We start from the raw sequence: 15,122 nt of genomic DNA, 5'->3' as shown, positions 1-15,122 counted from the left end.
TCAGGCGGTCCTCCCATCGCCGGCCGCGTCGTCGGCGCGGGCCGCGTTCCACGTCCGTTCCAGCTCCCGGATGCGGGCCGAGTCCTTCTCGATGGCGTCCCAGTCGTCGGCGCCCTGGATGACCCAGCCCAGGCTGGTGGTCACGTCGTTGGTGAGCGGCATGTCCCGGCCCTCGGCCGGGATCGACATGGAGTGGGTGGTGGGCAGGTCCGCGATCGCCTCGAGGATCTCCATGTGGTGCACCGGTCCGGCCAGGTCCGAGCAGAGCCAGAGGGTGCGGACCTCCTTGACGAGCTCGAACGAGGGCACGAACTCCCCGTCGAGGACGTGCCGTACGGTGCGCTCGATCTGGTTGTCGCCGGTGGCCAGTGACCCGGAGATCATCATGCAGCTCCCCGAGTAGCGGGCGGCCAGCTCCACCAGGCGCGGGCCCTCCGGCGTCATGATCGCCTCGGCGTGCGTGGAGCCGTTGCGGATGCCGACGGCGTCGGCCGCGCGCATCACGTAGGGAGCGAGGACCGCCACGTCGGGGTGGTCGGGGGCCAGGAAGTCGGCGACGTCGTAGATGCCGTAGCGCGGGCCCCGGTCGTGCTTGGCGTAGACGCAGGTGTCGACCAGGCCGTGCCGCCCGTCCACCGAGTACAGGTCGACGATGTACTCGGGTCCCTCCAGGAACTCCTGCACGATGACGGTGTCGTTGCGCAGTTCGAACCCGTTGACCTGGCCGAGGATGTGGTCGAAGTGACCGCGCCACTCGCCGCCGGCCGGCACGAAGTGCACGTTGTCGGTCCCCGCGCTGTGCGGCGGCTTCAGGATGAGCGGCCGGCCGGCGAGACCGCTCGACTCGATCCAGGCGGCGGCCTCGGCGGGGTCGGCCGTCGACAGGGTGCGCGGACCGGCCACTCCGGCGCGCTCCAGGGCGAGCGCCATCTCCCCTTTGTGCCGCTGGTATTTGGCGCTGCCGGGAACGTTCTGGAACTGTGGCATCAGACGTTCCACGAGCCGGGCGGCGAATTCGACACCGCTCTCGTTGCCGGTGACGATCCCCACCGGGTCGTAGGATTCCACAATCTTTGCCATTGCCTCGAAGTCGCCGTCGAAATAATGCACGGCCTCGAAGTCGTCGGGGTACCAGATGTTCTTCTTGACGAATTTCGCCAGTGGCTGTGGGGTGCTCATGACGGTGACCGGCAGCACGCCCCGGGCCCGGAAGGCGCTGGCGAAGCCCCGGTCGTCGCCGTCCCTGATGTGGTAGCCGTCTACGACGATCACGTACCGCCGCCCAGTGGACTTCATGACTCAACTCTGCTGGCCGGGACGCCTCCGGCGACAGTGGCGGAACTGACACGCAACCACGATTTCCTGCCAGCGGCGCCTCGGGGCCGGCGTCGGGACGGACCCGTGCCGGGGCGCGGACCGGGGTGTTGATCCGCTGACTTCCGATATGTGCCGGTGGTAGTGATTGAGCCGTTTCTGTCATAGGGCAAGGGACCTATGGCGGGACTCTGGCCGACTGGCTACTGTGGCCCACGCCTGGTCGAAATTCTGTGTGAAGGTGACGTCGATTCGCCGGGTCGGCCGAGACGTCTGGGTGCGCGTCCCCGTTCGTCATGTCATTTTCTCGGCCGGAATTCCGAGTCAAGTCGATGAAGGCGGGGACGGACTGTGGAATCGCTCGGGTGGGGCGGCGGGATGCCGGAGCATGAACGATTAATCGCCTGGCAGGCTCCACCGCTGAAATTCGGTGTCGGCGCCACCGGGGACCTCGGACACGAACTGCGCCGGGCGGGTGTCGCCTCGGTCCTGCTGGTGACCGATCCCGTCCTCGCCGGGCTCGGCCTGCCGGCCCGCGTCGCCAAGGGGATCGAGCAGGAGGGGATCTCGGTCACGCTCTTCGACCGGGCCCGGGTCGAACCCACCGACACGAGCGTCGCCGACGCGGCCCGGGAGCTCGAAGGCCTCCACGTGGACGGCTACGTCGGGCTCGGCGGCGGCAGCTCGATCGACACCGCCAAGATGCTGAACCTGCTGCTCACCCACCCCGGCCGGCCGGTACGCGACTACCTGAACGCCCCGATCGGCGCCGGAGCCCCGATCCCGGGCCCGCTCAAGCCCCTGGTGGCCGTGCCCACCACCGCAGGCAGCGGCAGCGAGTGCACCGCCATGGTCGCCCTCGGGGTGACGGACCTGAACGTGAAGACGGGCATCAGCGACCTGCGGCTGATGCCGTCCCTGGCGCTCGTCGACCCGGCCAACACCCTGACGCTGCCCCCGGCCGTCACCGCCTCCTCGGGCTACGACGTCCTGACCCACGCCTGCGAGTCGTACACGGCCCGCGCCTACGACCGGCGCCCCCCGTACCCCACACCCGCCGACCGGCCGCTGTACATCGGCGCCAACCCGATCAGCGACGTATGGGCGGAGCAGGCGCTGGAACTGGTCGGCCGCTTTCTGCGGCGCGCCGTGCTCAACCCCGACGACCTGGAGGCCCGTACGGGAATGAGCCGGGCCGCGAGCTTCGCCGGGATGGGATTCGGCAACGCGGGCACCCACATCCCGCACGCCTGCGCCTACCCCGTGGCGGGCATGGTCCGCGACTACCGGCCCGACGGGTACGAGGTCGACCACGCCATGGTGCCGCACGGGGCGGCCGTCGTCTCCACCGCGGCCGCGGCCTTCGAGTTCACCTACCCGACCTCTCCCGAACGCCACCTGCGCGCGGCCGAGTTGCTCGGCGCGAACCTCGACGGGGTGACGGAGGCGAACGGTTCGGACGTGCTGCCGGCCACGCTCCTGAGCATCGTCGCGGACACCGGAGGACCCACCGGGCTGCGGGACTTCGGCTACTCGGCCAAGGACCTCCCCGGCCTCGTCGAGGGCGCCCGCAAACAGCGGCGGCTGCTGGTGTGCTGCCCGCGCGACGTCGCCGCACGTGATCTCGAACGGGTCATCGCCGCATCGATGACCCACTGAACCACCGAAGAAGTGCGCCCCCACGCCAAGGAGCTGGATGCACCCGTGAGTGATGCATCGATACCGGAACACCCGGCCGTCATCGCGGGCAAGCAGGTTCCCACGGACCGGTGGATCGACGTCCTCGATCCGTCGGACGCCCGCACCGTCGCCCGCGTCGCCCGCTGCGGCCCGGCCGAGATCGGGGCGGCGGTGGAAGCGGCCCGGCACACCCACGAGACCCTCTGGCGGTTCGCGACGCCGGTCGAGCGCTCCCGTGTCTGCCACCGCATCGCGGAGGTGCTGCGCGCCCGGCGCGCCGAACTCGCGGCGCTGGAGACGCTCGACACCGGCAAGCCGCTGCGCCAGTCGCTCGCCGACGCCGACATCGCCGCCCGCTACTTCGAGTTCTACGCCAACGCCGTGGAGAGCCTCGGCGGCGAGACCATCCAGCACCGGCCGGACCGGCCCGCCTTCACCCTGCGCGAACCCTACGGAGTGTGCGGGCACATCATCCCCTGGAACTACCCGCTCCAGATCGCGGCCAGGACCCTCGCACCCGCCCTCGCGACCGGGAACTGCTGTGTCCTCAAGCCCGCCGAGGACGCTCCGCTGACCTCGCTCAGGCTCGCGGAGCTCGTCGAGGAGGCGGGACTTCCGGCGGGCGCCCTGAACGTCGTACCCGGTCTCGGGACGGAGGCCGGCGCCGCACTCGCCGCGCATCCGGGCCTGGACCGGCTGGCCTTCACCGGCTCGCGGGAGGTCGGCGAGGCCGTCATGACCGCGGCGGCGCGCAGCATCGTGCCGGTCACCCTGGAGCTCGGGGGGAAGTCCCCGCACCTCGTGCTCCCCGACTTCGACGCCGGACGCGCGGTGCCGCAGATCGTGGAGTCGATCACCGAGCACGCGGGGCAGAACTGCTCGGCCGGCAGCCGGCTGCTCGTGCACCGGTCCGTCCACCGCGAACTGGTGGACGCGCTCGTCGAACGGTTCCGCGCCCTGACCATCGGGCCGGGAGCGGCCGATCCCGACATGGGGCCGCTCATCTCCGCGAGACAGCGCGAGCGGGTGCTCGGCCACCTGGACGAGGGCCGGCGCGACGCCGTCCTGCGCACGGGCGGCGGGGTCCCCCCGGGGAAGGCGTACGCCGACGGGTTCTTCGTGGAGCCCACCATCCTCGACGAGGTCACCCCGAAACACCGGGTGTTCAACGAGGAGATATTCGGTCCCGTCCTGTGCGTCTCGGTCTTCGACTCGCTGGAGGAAGCGGTCGCCCTCGCGGAACACACCACGTACGGACTGGCCGCCGGAGTGTGGACGTCCGACGTGACCCGTGCCCACTGGCTCGCCGGGCGGCTCAGGGTGGGCCAGGTGTTCGTGAACAACTACAGCGCGGCCGGGGGCGTCGAGCTGCCGTTCGGCGGCCACCGGCGTTCGGGAATCGGAGTGGAGAAGGGACTGGAGGCGCTGCGTGAATACACGCGGTGCAAGACGGTGGCGATCCACGCGCAGCTTCCTTCCTGACCCGGCGCCCCCGGTTTCCTTCGCACGATTTCGGCCCTACGGAGAAGAGCGGTCCGGTCATTCACCTCGGTGGAGGGAGTTCATCTGATGTCGCCTGTTGTGCGCGGGTCGGTCGAGGAACTGGGGACCCGGCAGTGCTGCGCGGTCTGCGGGGCACCGGCCCAGCCCGTGACGGCCTTGGCCGAGGGCGTCGCCAAGGTGCACAAGGCCCTGGGCGAGGCACGGGACGCCCTCGAGGCCCAGGAACAGCTCATCGAGGACCTACGGGCCGACGGCCGCCGCGGCGCCCCTGCCGCGCCGCCCTCCGCGGAGGCGGCCGGGGCGGGACAGGCCCTCGCCGTGCTGACGGCCCGCGAACGTCAGATTCTCGTGCTCATCTCCCAGGGGAATTCGAATCGGCGTGTGGCGAAGGCACTCGGCATATCCGAGAAAACGGTGAAGAACCATTTGTCCGCGGTCTTCATGAAGGTCGGCGCGTCCGATCGGACGCAAGCCGTCGTCATGGGTATCCGCAGCGGGATCGTGTCCATCGGCCAGCCTGTCGACGATGTGTCCCACCCATGAGCGCCGACGAGTGAATCCCGACGCGCTTCCGGGTCCATGCCGTGAGTATGAGGGCTGATCCGGCCATGCGACAGCGGAGGGACTGTCAGAACACCATGTATTACTGCCACATTGGAAAACATGCTGAAAAACGTAGCCGCGGTCCTGCTCGACAACGTCCACCCCTTCGAGCTGGGTGTCGTGTGTGAGGTATTCGGGATCGACCGCCGCGAAGAGGGGCTGCCCGCCTACGACTTCGCGCTCGTCGCCGCGGAGTCCCCGTCGGTGCGGGCGGTGCCCGGATTCACCATCAGCACGCCCTACGGCCTCGACCGGCTGGAGGAGGCCGACCTCATCGCGATACCGGTGGGGGACGACTTCCACACCCGGGAGTTCCCGCCCGCCCTGCTGGAGGCCCTGCGCCAGGCGGTGGCCCGCGGGGCCAGGGTGGTCAGCGTCTGCGTCGGCGCCTTCGTCCTGGGCGCCGCGGGGCTGCTCGACGGACGCCGCTGCACCACCCACTGGCGGTACGCCGAGGCACTCACCGAGCGCTATCCGAAGGCCCACGTCGAACCGGGCGTGCTGTACGTCGACGAGGACCCGATCCTCACCTCGGCCGGCACCTCCGCCGGGATCGACGCCTGCCTCCACCTCGTGCGCAAGCTCCAGGGCAGCGACGTCGCCAACGCCATCGCCCGGCGCATGGTCGTGCCCCCGCACCGCGAGGGCGGCCAGGCCCAGTACATCGAACGGCCGGTGGCGCAGTACGGGGAGGACGGCGTGCGCGAGGTGCTGACCTGGGCCGAACAGAACCTGGACCAGGAGATCAGCGTCGAGCAGCTCTCCGCCCGCGCCTGCATGTCACCGCGCACGTTCGCCCGCCGCTTCCGGGCCGAGACCGGGACCACGCCCTACCGGTGGCTGCTGGCCCAGCGGGTGCTGAGCGCCCAGCGGCTGCTGGAGAACACCGACGAGACGATGGAGGCCGTGGCCGCCCGTACGGGATTCGCCAACGCGGCCGCCCTGCGCTACCAGTTCGTGCACTTCCTCGGCACCACCCCCCACGCGTACCGGCGTGCCTTCCGGGGCCGGTCACCGGACGCGACCACGTACTGAGCCCCGGACGGGGCGACAGGAGGACGGGAATGCTGCGCATCGCGGTAGTCGGCGCCACCGGAGCGGTGGGCCGGGAGTGCCTGGCCCTGCTCGACGGCGGGATCGTGCCCGTGGAACAGGTCGTGCCCGTGGGATCGGCGCGCAGCGTCGGCCGGGACCTGGGCCGAGAACTGGGCCTGTCCCTGCCCCTGGCGGACCTGGTCACCCTCGACGAACTCGACCCCCGCGGCCTGGACGTCGCCGTCTTCTCCGCGGGCGCGGAGGTCAGCGGCCGGGAGGCCGAGCGGCTGGCCGCGGCCGGAGTGCTGGTCGTCGACAACAGCTCGGCGTTCCGGATGCGGCCGGACGTCCCGCTCGTGGTGCCCCAGGTCAACCCCGCCGCGCTCGACGACCGGCCGGCCTGCGGCCTCGTCGCCAACCCCAACTGCTCGACCATCCAGCTCGTACGCGCCCTGCACCCGGTGCACGAACTGGCCGGTCTGCGCGGCGTCGTGGTGGCGACCTACCAGGCGGCCTCCGGCGGCGGGGTGCGCGGCCTGCGGGAACTGGCCGAGGAGTCCAGGGCCGTCCTGGACGACCCCGGCGCGCAGGGCGCCCCCGGCGGGCGCTTCGGGCAGCCGCTGGCCTTCAACCTCGTGCCCGAGATCGGGCTCCCGGACGCACACGGCCTCACGCACGAGGAACGCAAACTCGTCCGCGAACCCCGCAAGATCCTCGGACTGCCGGACCTGCGGGTGAGCGCCACCGCGGTACGGGTGCCGGTCTTCGACTGCCACTCCGAGGCCGTGCACATCGCCCTGCGCGAGCCCGTCACCGCCGAGGCGGTCGAGGAGGCCCTGGCCGCGACACCCGGCCTGCGCGTCCACCGCCGCTCCCACAGCCCCGCGTACCCCATGCCCCGTACGGTCGTCGCCCGCCGCGAGGACCGGGCGCTGGTCCACGTCGGCCGCGTCCGCGTCGAGCCGGAGGACGACCGCGCCCTCGCGCTCTGGGTCGTCGCCGACAACCTGTGGGTGGGCGCCGCCCTGAACGCGCTCCAGATCGTGGAGCTCGCCGCGAAGAACGGGTGGCTGGGATGACGGCCCGGCGCGGGCCGGGCCCCCGGCCGCTGGTGCTGAAGTTCGGCGGCTCCGCCTTCGCCGACCTCGACGGCTACCACCGCGTGGCCCGCTACGCGGCTCGTCGCGGGACCGAGGAGGAGCGTCCGGTGGTCGTCGTGGTGAGCGCGATGTCCGGCACGACGGGCAGACTCCAGCAGACCCTGGACGCGCTGGCCCCCGATCCGCCCGCCCGGGCCGCGGCGATGCTCCTGACCGCCGGGGAGACGGTGAGCGTCGCCCTGCTCGCCGCCGCGCTCGACGCCGCGGGCGTGCCCGGCTGCCCGCTGCCCGCGGCGGCCACCGGGCTCCTCGCCGAAGGGCCGGGCGACCGGGCGGAACTGGTCACGGCGAGCTCCGAGGCGCTGTCCAGGGCCCTGGCCGACTGCCCGATCGCGGTGGTCCCCGGCGGTCAGGCCGTCGACGCGGCCGGCCGGACGGTCATGCTGGGCCGCAACAGCTCGGACCTCTCGGCGGTGGCGACGGCCGCGACGCTGGGCGCGGACACCTGCGAGCTCTTCTCCGACGTGCCCGGGGTGTGCACCGCCGACCCCCACCTCGTGCCGGCGGCGCGCACCCTGACCCGGATCAGCTACGAGGGAGTGCGCCGGATGTCGCGCCACGGCGCCAAGGTCGTCCACGAGGGCGCCGTGGACTGGGCGGAGCGCGAGGGGGTGCGGCTGCTGTGCCGCCCCTTTCCCTGGAGCGGCGCTCCGGAGGCCGGGACGGCCGTCGGGGCGGGTCCGGCGGCGGCCGCGGTCGTCGTGCTCAAGGACAGCGACGTGTGGTCGTTCCGGTCCGGACGGGAACGGCGGTCCGTGGGGGGACGGCTGCGGGCCGAGGGCCTGACGGTCACCGAGTTCGACACCCCGGACGCGGTGTGTCTCGCGGTGCCGGCCGGAGCGCGTGGCGCGGCCCGGTACCTGCGGACCGCGCGCCTGCTCGACGGCCTGTGCCTGGTCACCACCCTGCGGGCGGACGGCCGGGCCGAGCACACCGTGGTGCCGCGACCGGAGGCCGCCGCCGAGGCCCGCAGACGCCACGGCCTGCTCTACCCGGACGCCTCGGACGCCCCGGACACCGTGGACGCCCCGCGACCGGCCGCGCCCCCGCCGTCCAAGGCCCGGTCCGCGCACAGCGACGTCCTGGTCGGCCCGGGAGCCGCACCCGTTCCCGCCCCCGCGCCGGAGGGCGAGCGCCCCGGCTGACCGGCGCGGGCCGGTGCGGGGCCGCCCGCTCAGCGCTCGGGGCCGTACCCGCTCAGCACTCGATGATGTTGACCGCGAGCCCGCCCCGGGCCGTCTCCTTGTACTTCACGCTCATGTCGGCGCCGGTCTCCTTCATGGTCTTGATGACCTTGTCGAGGGAGACCAGGTGCGAGCCGTCACCGCGCATCGCCATCCGGGCCGCCGTGACGGCCTTCACCGCGGCCATGCCGTTGCGCTCGATGCAAGGGATCTGGACCAGACCGCCGACCGGGTCGCAGGTCAGGCCGAGGTTGTGCTCCATGCCGATCTCGGCGGCGTTCTCGACCTGCTCGGGGCTGCCGCCCAGCACCTCGGCGAGCGCGCCGGCCGCCATGGAGCAGGCCGAGCCGACCTCGCCCTGGCAGCCGACCTCGGCGCCCGAGATGGAGGCGTTCTCCTTGAAGAGCATGCCGATGGCCCCGGCCGCGAGCAGGAACCGAACGACCCCGTCCTCGTCGGCGCCCGGCACGAAGTTGATGTAGTAGTGCAGCACCGCCGGGATGATGCCCGCCGCGCCGTTGGTGGGGGCGGTGACGACCCGGCCGCCCGCCGCGTTCTCCTCGTTGACCGCCATCGCGTAGAGGGTGATCCACTCCATCGCGTGGGCCAGCGGGTCGCCCTCGGCGCGGAGCTGGCGGGCGGAGAGGGGGGCGCGGCGCCGGACCTTGAGACCGCCGGGCAGGATGCCCTCGCGGGTCATGCCGCGCGAGACGCAGGCCTGCATCACGCGCCAGATCCCGAGAAGCCCCTCGCGGATCTCCTCCTCGGTGCGCCAGGCCCGCTCGTTCTCCAGCATCAGGGCGGAGATCGACAGACCGGTCTCCTTCGTGAGCCGCAGCAGCTCGTCGCCCGTGCGGAACGGGTACTTCAGGACCGTGTCGTCGAGCTTGATGCGGTCCTCGCCCACCGCGTCCTCGTCGACGACGAAGCCGCCGCCCACCGAGTAGTACGTCTTCTCCAGGACGAGGCCGCCCGAGGCGTCGTACGCGAAGATCGTCATGCCGTTGGCGTGGTACGGCAGGGCCTTGCGGCGGTGCAGGATCAGGTCGTCGTCGAAGGAGAAGGGGATCTCGTGCTCGCCGAGCAGCCGGATCCGGCCCGAGCTCTTGATCTTCTCGACCCGCTCGTCGGCGCCCTCCACGTCCACCGTCCGGGGCGAGGCGCCCTCCAGACCGAGCAGCACCGCCTTGGGGGTGCCGTGGCCGTGACCGGTCGCTCCCAGGGAGCCGTACAGCTCGGCGCGTATCGAGGCGACCGGGGCCAGCAGGTCCTCGTTGCGCAGCCGCCGCGCGAACATGCGCGCGGCGCGCATCGGGCCCACCGTGTGGGAGCTGGACGGGCCGATGCCGATCGAGAACAGGTCGAAGACCGAGATGGCCACGGGAACTCCTTGCTGGTTTCGCCGGACGCCGTTGTCCGGCAGAGGTGGTGCGGGACTGCATGGAACGGGGCACCGCGCTCTGCTTCCAGTGTGCGCGGTGCCCCGGATGTCCGTACGAAAACAACCGTACGGGGTGAAAACGCAGGACAGAAACCCTGCGGAACTACTTCAGGCCGGGGTACAACGGGTGCTTGTCGGCCAGAGCGGACACCCGGGCCTTCAGCGCGTCCACGTCGTACGACGGCTTCAGCGTCTCGGCGATGACGTCCGCGACCTCGGTGAAGTCCTCGGCCGTGAAGCCGCGGGTGGCGAGGGCGGGCGTGCCGATGCGCAGGCCCGAGGTGACCATCGGCGGGCGCGGGTCGTTCGGGATGGCGTTGCGGTTGACCGTGATGCCGACCTCGTGGAGGCGGTCCTCGGCCTGCTGCCCGTCCAGCGCGGAGTTGCGCAGGTCCACCAGGACCAGGTGCACGTCCGTGCCCCCGGACAGGACGTCCACGCCGACGGCCTTCACGTCGTCCTGGACGAGACGCTCCGCCAGGATGCGCGCGCCGTCCAGCGTCCGCTGCTGGCGCTCCTTGAAGTCGTCCGAGGCGGCGACCTTGAAGGAGACGGCCTTGGCCGCGATCACGTGCTCCAGCGGACCGCCCTGGAAGCCCGGGAAGACCGAGGAGTTCAGCTTCTTCGCGAAGTCCTTCTTCGCGAGGATGATGCCGCCGCGGGGGCCGCCGAGCGTCTTGTGCGTGGTGGAGGTGACCACGTCCGCGTACGGGACCGGGTTCGGGTGCAGACCCGCCGCGACCAGACCCGCGAAGTGGGCCATGTCGACCCACAGGAAGGCGCCGGCCTCGTCCGCGATGCGGCGGAACTCGGCGAAGTCGAGCTGACGCGGGTAGGCGGACCAGCCCGCGATGATCACCTTCGGGCGGTGCTCCTTGGCGAGCCGCTCGACCTCGGCCATGTCGACCAGGCCGGCCTCGTCCACGTGGTACGCGACCACGTTGAACTGCTTGCCGGAGAAGTTCAGCCGCATCCCGTGGGTCAGGTGGCCGCCGTGCGCCAGGTCCAGGCCGAGGATGGTGTCGCCGGGCTGGGCCAGCGCGAACAGCGCGGCCTGGTTGGCGGACGCGCCCGAGTGGGGCTGGACGTTGGCGTACTCGGCGCCGAACAGGTCCTTGACCCGGTCGATGGCGATCTGCTCGGCCACGTCGACGTGCTCGCAGCCGCCGTAGTAGCGGCGGCCCGGGTAGCCCTCGGCGTACTTGTTGGTCAGGACCGAGCCCTGGGCCTCCATGACCGCGACCGGAGCGAAGTTCTCCGAGGCGATCATCTCCAGCGTGGACTGCTGGCGGTGCAGCTCGGCGTCGACGGCGGCGGCGACGTCGGGGTCGAGCTCGTGCAGGGGGGTGTTCATGAGAGACATGCGGTGACTCCTCAGCCGGCGGTGAACGCGGTGTACTCGTCGGCGGACATCAGGTCCTCGGGCTCGCCGGCGACGCGGACCTTGAACAGCCAGCCGCCCTCGAAGGGCGCGGAGTTCACCAGGGCCGGGTCGTCCACGACGTCCTGGTTGGCCTCGACGACCTCGCCGTTCACCGGGGAGTACAGGTCGCTGACCGACTTGGTCGACTCCAGCTCGCCGCAGGACTCGCCCGCGGCCACCGTGTCACCGACCTCCGGGAGCTGGGCGTAGACGACGTCGCCGAGCGCGTTGGCCGCGAACTCGGTGATGCCGACCGTCGCGACGCCGTCCTCGGCGACCGACAGCCACTCGTGCTCCTTGCTGTAACGCAGCGTCTGGGGGTTGCTCATGACCTGAATTCTCCTGTACGCGGTGGAGTGCTGATGGAGGGAAGCGTGGGTGACCGGGCCGATGTGCCCAGGGTCACGTCCGGCACCCGGCGGGCGCCCGCCGGTGCCGGCGCCTCGGGGGCGTCCGCCGGGGGCGGCGCCCGGAAGGCGTCCGTGTCATGTCCGGCCCGTGCGGGCCGGTGTCATGTCCGGCCCGTGCGGGCCAGTGTCACTTCTGGCGCTTGTAGAACGGCAGCGCCACGACCTCGTACGGTTCGTGGCTGCCCCGGATGTCCACGCCCACACCACCGGTGCCCGGCGCGGCGTGCGCGGCGTCGACGTACGCCATCGCGATCGGCTTGCCCAGCGTGGGGGAGGGGGCGCCGGAGGTGATCTCGCCGATCACCTGGCCGTCGGCCACGACCGCGTACCCGGCGCGCGGCACCCGGCGGCCCTCGGCGATGAGGCCGACGAGGATCCGCGGCGGGTTCTGCTCGGCGCGGGCGGCGGCCTGTTCCAGGGCCGCGCGGCCCACGAAGTCGCCGTCCTTCTCGAACTTCACGACCCGGCCGAGGCCGGCGTCGAAGGGGGTCAGCGAGGTGGTCAGCTCGTGCCCGTACAACGGCATGCCCGCCTCCAGGCGCAGCGTGTCGCGGCAGGACAGACCGCAGGGGACGAGACCGGCCGGGGTGCCCGCGTCGGTGAGCGCCTGCCACACCTTCTCGGCGTCGGCGGGGGCGACGAACAGCTCGAAGCCGTCCTCGCCGGTGTAGCCGGTGCGGGCGATCAGGGCCGGGACGCCGGCCACGGTGCCCGGCAGGCCCGCGTAGTACTTCAGGCCGTCGAGGTCGGCGTCGGTGACCGCCTTGAGGATGCCGGGGGACTCGGGGCCCTGCACGGCGATCAGCGCGTACGCGTCACGGTCGTCGCGCACCACGGCGTCGAAACCGGCGGCGCGCTCGGTGAGGGCGTCCAGCACCACCTGGGCGTTGGAGGCGTTGGCCACGACCATGTACTCGTGCTCGGCCAGGCGGTAGACGATCAGGTCGTCCAGGATGCCGCCGTCCTCCTGGCAGATCATGGTGTAGCGGGCGCGGCCGACGCCGACGGTGGCGATGTTGCCGACCAGCGCGTGGTTCAGGAGGGCCGCCGCCTGCGGTCCGGTGACGGTGATCTCGCCCATGTGGGAGAGGTCGAAGAGTCCGGCCTTCGTGCGGACGGCGAGGTGCTCGTCGCGCTCCGAGCCGTAGCGCAGGGGCATGTCCCAGCCCGCGAAGTCGGTCATGGTCGCGCCGAGCGAACGATGCAGGGCATCGAGCGCGGTGTGACGGGGTGCGTTGCTGCTCATCGGTCTGGCTCCCAGGGCATGACGGCGAGGTCGTTCCTCCCCATCTGTCATCGGAACCTGAGAGGTTCATCAAGACCCCACGAAACGGTGGTCCTGACTTGCACCTTGGGTGGAGCCGACGGAGCGGCCCGCTTTTCAGATGTGCCTCGCCCGCGCGGTAACGGTGCCTGAGAGATTCAAGGGAGGGACTTGCTCCTTCGGCGCCCGGGCACACGTACCCAGGACTCTCCCGCGCGGATTCAAGCGGCCGGTATGCAGTTGGCGCGGCCATCATCGCACGCGCTGTCGGATCACGGCAGCCCGCCATCTGTGACCGTGCTGTGGCAGTCCGCGCATGAAATGGGGAAGCACCGGGCATTACCTTCTCTTTACACTTGACGGGGATGGGACTCCACACCGAAGGGGAGGACGGTCACGGTGAACAGGACCAGGGCGTACGCGACGACCTCGGGTCTCGCACTGCCCGAGCAGCCCGGCGCACCGGCCCGCGAGGCGCGGGGCGGGCGTCCCGCGGCCGTCGTGCGGGACCTCCGTGACCGGGTCGGGCACAGTCCGCACGGTCTGCGCTTCGGGACGCACGACGTGGTGGTGGTCAGCGGGCTGCCGGGCAGCGGCAAGTCGACGCTGATGCGGCGGGCCGTGCGGGGCGCGCGCGTCGACTCCCAGGACACCCGCGACCGCTGGGACGGCCGGATGTCCGGGCTGCTGCCGTACGCGCTCTACCGCCCCCTCGTCCGCCTCGCGCACTACGCGGGCCTGCGCCGCGCCCTGCGCGGGGGCGGCGGGGTCGTCGTGCACGACTGCGGCACGCAGGCCTGGGTGCGCCGCTGGCTCGCCCGCGAGGCCCGGCGCCGCGGCGGGGCGCTGCACCTGCTGCTGCTCGACGTCACGCCCGCCGCCGCGCTGGCCGGCCAGCGCGAGCGCGGCCGGGGCGTCTCGCGCTACGCCTTCGCCCGGCATCGCGGCGGGGTCGCCCGGCTGCTGCGCTCCGCCGAGCGGGGAGACCTGCCCGAGGGGTGCGGCTCGGCGGTGCTGATCGACCGCGACGCGGCGGACGTGCTGCACAGGATCGACTTCGGCCACTGACCGGTCGCGGCGGCCCACTAACCTTTCCAGCCGGAACAACGGTTCGAAGCGGACGGTAGACAGATGGACTTTCCGGCACAGGCGCACCCCCATCCGCACGGCGGCTGGCCCGGCAACGAGCTGGAGGAGGTGTTGTCCTCCGCCCTCGGCGTGCCCGGCCCCTCGGCGGCCGCCCGCATCGTCGAGGTGCTCGGCCGCAGCTTCGTGTGGGTGCCGCTGCCCAACGGCGGCGGCCCGCAGAGCGGTCCGCTCGATCTGCCCACGATGGACATCGGCGGCCAGGTCTACGTCCCCGTCTTCAGCTCCGAGGAGCAGTTCCGCCAGGTCGTCGGCGGGCACATGTCGTTCACGATCGCGCCCGCCGTGGAGTTCGCCCGCGGACTGCCCCCGCAGGCCGGCATCGTGGTGAACCCGGACGGCGTGGTCGGCGTGCCGCTGCCGCCGCCGGCCGTGGCCGAGCTGTGCCGGGCCGGGCGGACCGAGCTGGACGGGTCGGCGAGCGGGGGCCGTGTGCGGCTCTTCGAGCCCGACTGGCAGGACGATCCGATGGACTTCCTCGCCGCGGCCTCGGCGGAGTTCGCCGCGACCGGTGTCGTCCTGAGCGCGCGGCGCTGTCTGGCCAGCATCGAGGGCGACGAGCCGGTGATGTTCATCGGCGTCGAACTCGCGGCGTGGGAGGGCGACGCGCGCGCCCTGCCCCTGGACGCCCTGGGCCGCGCCCTCGGCCGGGTTCCGGTGAACATCGCGGTGAACCTGGTTCTCCTCGACGTGGCGCAGGACCCGGTCGGTGACTGGATGCGGGCGCAGGTGCGGCCCTTCTACCAGCACGGTCACTGAACGGAGCGGCCCGCGGGGGTGCCCCGAGGGGCCGCACACCCGCCGCGTGGGGCCCCGGGCCGCCCCGCGTGGCGGTTCCCGGCTCTCGACTGCTTCCCCCGGCGGAGCGCGATCGCCGCATAAGCTGGTTTCATGGCCTGGTCGAGGTGTTGACGCATGCCGGTGACCGGTACCTCGGGCGTAAGGGATGAGTTCGTCGT

At 72.0% G+C, this 15,122-nt stretch carries 13 protein-coding genes and 2 riboswitches; of the genes, 8 read left to right on the top strand and 5 right to left on the bottom strand.

The window, feature by feature from the left end; genetic code table 11:
• A complete protein-coding gene (locus ACZ4TO_RS36145) occupies nt 1-1,296 on the bottom strand; it encodes an ATP-grasp domain-containing protein (protein WP_468026398.1) in 1,296 nt (431 codons plus the stop codon).
• Between the two features lie 396 nt (nt 1,297-1,692).
• On the opposite strand from ACZ4TO_RS36145, the gene ACZ4TO_RS36140 reads away from it, so the two are divergent.
• The 6 genes from ACZ4TO_RS36140 to ACZ4TO_RS36115 all read left to right on the top strand — a co-directional run bounded on the left by ACZ4TO_RS36140 (nt 1,693) and on the right by ACZ4TO_RS36115 (nt 8,440).
• Nucleotides 1,693-2,973 (top strand): hydroxyacid-oxoacid transhydrogenase, encoded by a 1,281-nt coding sequence (locus ACZ4TO_RS36140; RefSeq protein ID WP_382791162.1) that lies wholly within the window; start codon nt 1,693-1,695, stop codon nt 2,971-2,973.
• 45 nt (nt 2,974-3,018) lie between these two features.
• Entirely contained in the window at nt 3,019-4,476 is a 1,458-nt protein-coding gene (locus ACZ4TO_RS36135; RefSeq protein ID WP_468026397.1) for an aldehyde dehydrogenase family protein, read from the top strand.
• An 87-nt stretch (nt 4,477-4,563) separates the two neighbouring features.
• Nucleotides 4,564-5,040 (top strand): response regulator transcription factor, encoded by a 477-nt coding sequence (locus ACZ4TO_RS36130; RefSeq protein WP_382791157.1) that lies wholly within the window; start codon nt 4,564-4,566, stop codon nt 5,038-5,040.
• 120 nt (nt 5,041-5,160) lie between these two features.
• Nucleotides 5,161-6,135, top strand: coding sequence for a GlxA family transcriptional regulator (locus ACZ4TO_RS36125; RefSeq protein ID WP_382791154.1), 975 nt, complete (start codon nt 5,161-5,163; stop codon nt 6,133-6,135).
• A 29-nt stretch (nt 6,136-6,164) separates the two neighbouring features.
• A complete protein-coding gene (locus ACZ4TO_RS36120) occupies nt 6,165-7,214 on the top strand; it encodes an aspartate-semialdehyde dehydrogenase (protein WP_468026396.1) in 1,050 nt (349 codons plus the stop codon).
• A complete protein-coding gene (locus ACZ4TO_RS36115; protein ID WP_382791149.1) occupies nt 7,211-8,440 on the top strand; it encodes an amino acid kinase family protein in 1,230 nt (409 codons plus the stop codon). Before ACZ4TO_RS36120 ends, ACZ4TO_RS36115 begins: the two co-directional genes overlap by 4 nt.
• Before the next feature lie 52 nt (nt 8,441-8,492).
• Here ACZ4TO_RS36115 and ACZ4TO_RS36110 read toward each other — a convergent pair whose 3' ends face one another.
• From ACZ4TO_RS36110 to gcvT, 4 genes are all read right to left on the bottom strand, one after another.
• Nucleotides 8,493-9,860: an L-serine ammonia-lyase gene (locus ACZ4TO_RS36110; RefSeq protein WP_382791147.1), complete on the bottom strand. Its 1,368-nt coding sequence runs from the start codon at nt 9,858-9,860 to the stop codon at nt 8,493-8,495.
• 163 nt (nt 9,861-10,023) lie between these two features.
• On the bottom strand, nt 10,024-11,283 hold the full coding sequence (glyA, locus tag ACZ4TO_RS36105) for a serine hydroxymethyltransferase (RefSeq protein ID WP_382791144.1): 1,260 nt from the start codon (nt 11,281-11,283) through the stop codon (nt 10,024-10,026).
• 11 nt (nt 11,284-11,294) lie between these two features.
• Nucleotides 11,295-11,672, bottom strand: a complete 378-nt coding sequence (gene gcvH, locus ACZ4TO_RS36100) for a glycine cleavage system protein GcvH (protein WP_382791140.1) — start codon at nt 11,670-11,672, stop codon at nt 11,295-11,297.
• A 208-nt stretch (nt 11,673-11,880) separates the two neighbouring features.
• Entirely contained in the window at nt 11,881-12,999 is a 1,119-nt protein-coding gene (gcvT, locus tag ACZ4TO_RS36095) for a glycine cleavage system aminomethyltransferase GcvT (RefSeq protein WP_451076205.1), read from the bottom strand.
• Nucleotides 13,000-13,033: 34 nt separating this feature from the next.
• Nucleotides 13,034-13,144, bottom strand: a riboswitch (glycine riboswitch).
• Nucleotides 13,145-13,241, bottom strand: a riboswitch (glycine riboswitch).
• Between the two features lie 175 nt (nt 13,242-13,416).
• Here gcvT and ACZ4TO_RS36090 point away from each other — a divergent pair.
• On the top strand, nt 13,417-14,085 hold the full coding sequence (locus ACZ4TO_RS36090; RefSeq protein ID WP_382791134.1) for an AAA family ATPase: 669 nt from the start codon (nt 13,417-13,419) through the stop codon (nt 14,083-14,085).
• A gap of 63 nt (nt 14,086-14,148) precedes the next feature.
• Nucleotides 14,149-14,922, top strand: a complete 774-nt coding sequence (locus ACZ4TO_RS36085) for an enhanced serine sensitivity protein SseB (RefSeq protein WP_382791131.1) — start codon at nt 14,149-14,151, stop codon at nt 14,920-14,922.
• Nucleotides 14,923-15,122 lie beyond the last annotated feature (200 nt).

The sequence above is a fragment of the Streptomyces sp. NPDC028298 genome (assembly GCF_055565895.1).
The sequence above is the reverse complement of the archived record's forward strand: the minus strand, read 5'-3'. Positions and strand labels throughout refer to the sequence as shown.

Bases quoted from the DNA above. Each gene is read 5' to 3' on its own strand.
- glyA (WP_382791144.1), bottom strand. From the start codon at position 11,283: ATGTCTCTCATGAACACCCCCCTGCACGAGCTCGACCCCGACGTCGCC.
- ACZ4TO_RS36120 (WP_468026396.1), top strand. From the start codon at position 6,165: ATGCTGCGCATCGCGGTAGTCGGCGCCACCGGAGCGGTGGGCCGGGAG.
- ACZ4TO_RS36145 (WP_468026398.1), bottom strand. From the start codon at position 1,296: ATGAAGTCCACTGGGCGGCGGTACGTGATCGTCGTAGACGGCTACCAC.
- gcvH (WP_382791140.1), bottom strand. From the start codon at position 11,672: ATGAGCAACCCCCAGACGCTGCGTTACAGCAAGGAGCACGAGTGGCTG.
- ACZ4TO_RS36115 (WP_382791149.1), top strand. From the start codon at position 7,211: ATGACGGCCCGGCGCGGGCCGGGCCCCCGGCCGCTGGTGCTGAAGTTC.
- ACZ4TO_RS36085 (WP_382791131.1), top strand. From the start codon at position 14,149: ATGGACTTTCCGGCACAGGCGCACCCCCATCCGCACGGCGGCTGGCCC.
- ACZ4TO_RS36125 (WP_382791154.1), top strand. From the start codon at position 5,161: ATGCTGAAAAACGTAGCCGCGGTCCTGCTCGACAACGTCCACCCCTTC.
- ACZ4TO_RS36130 (WP_382791157.1), top strand. From the start codon at position 4,564: ATGTCGCCTGTTGTGCGCGGGTCGGTCGAGGAACTGGGGACCCGGCAG.
- ACZ4TO_RS36140 (WP_382791162.1), top strand. From the start codon at position 1,693: ATGCCGGAGCATGAACGATTAATCGCCTGGCAGGCTCCACCGCTGAAA.
- gcvT (WP_451076205.1), bottom strand. From the start codon at position 12,999: ATGAGCAGCAACGCACCCCGTCACACCGCGCTCGATGCCCTGCATCGT.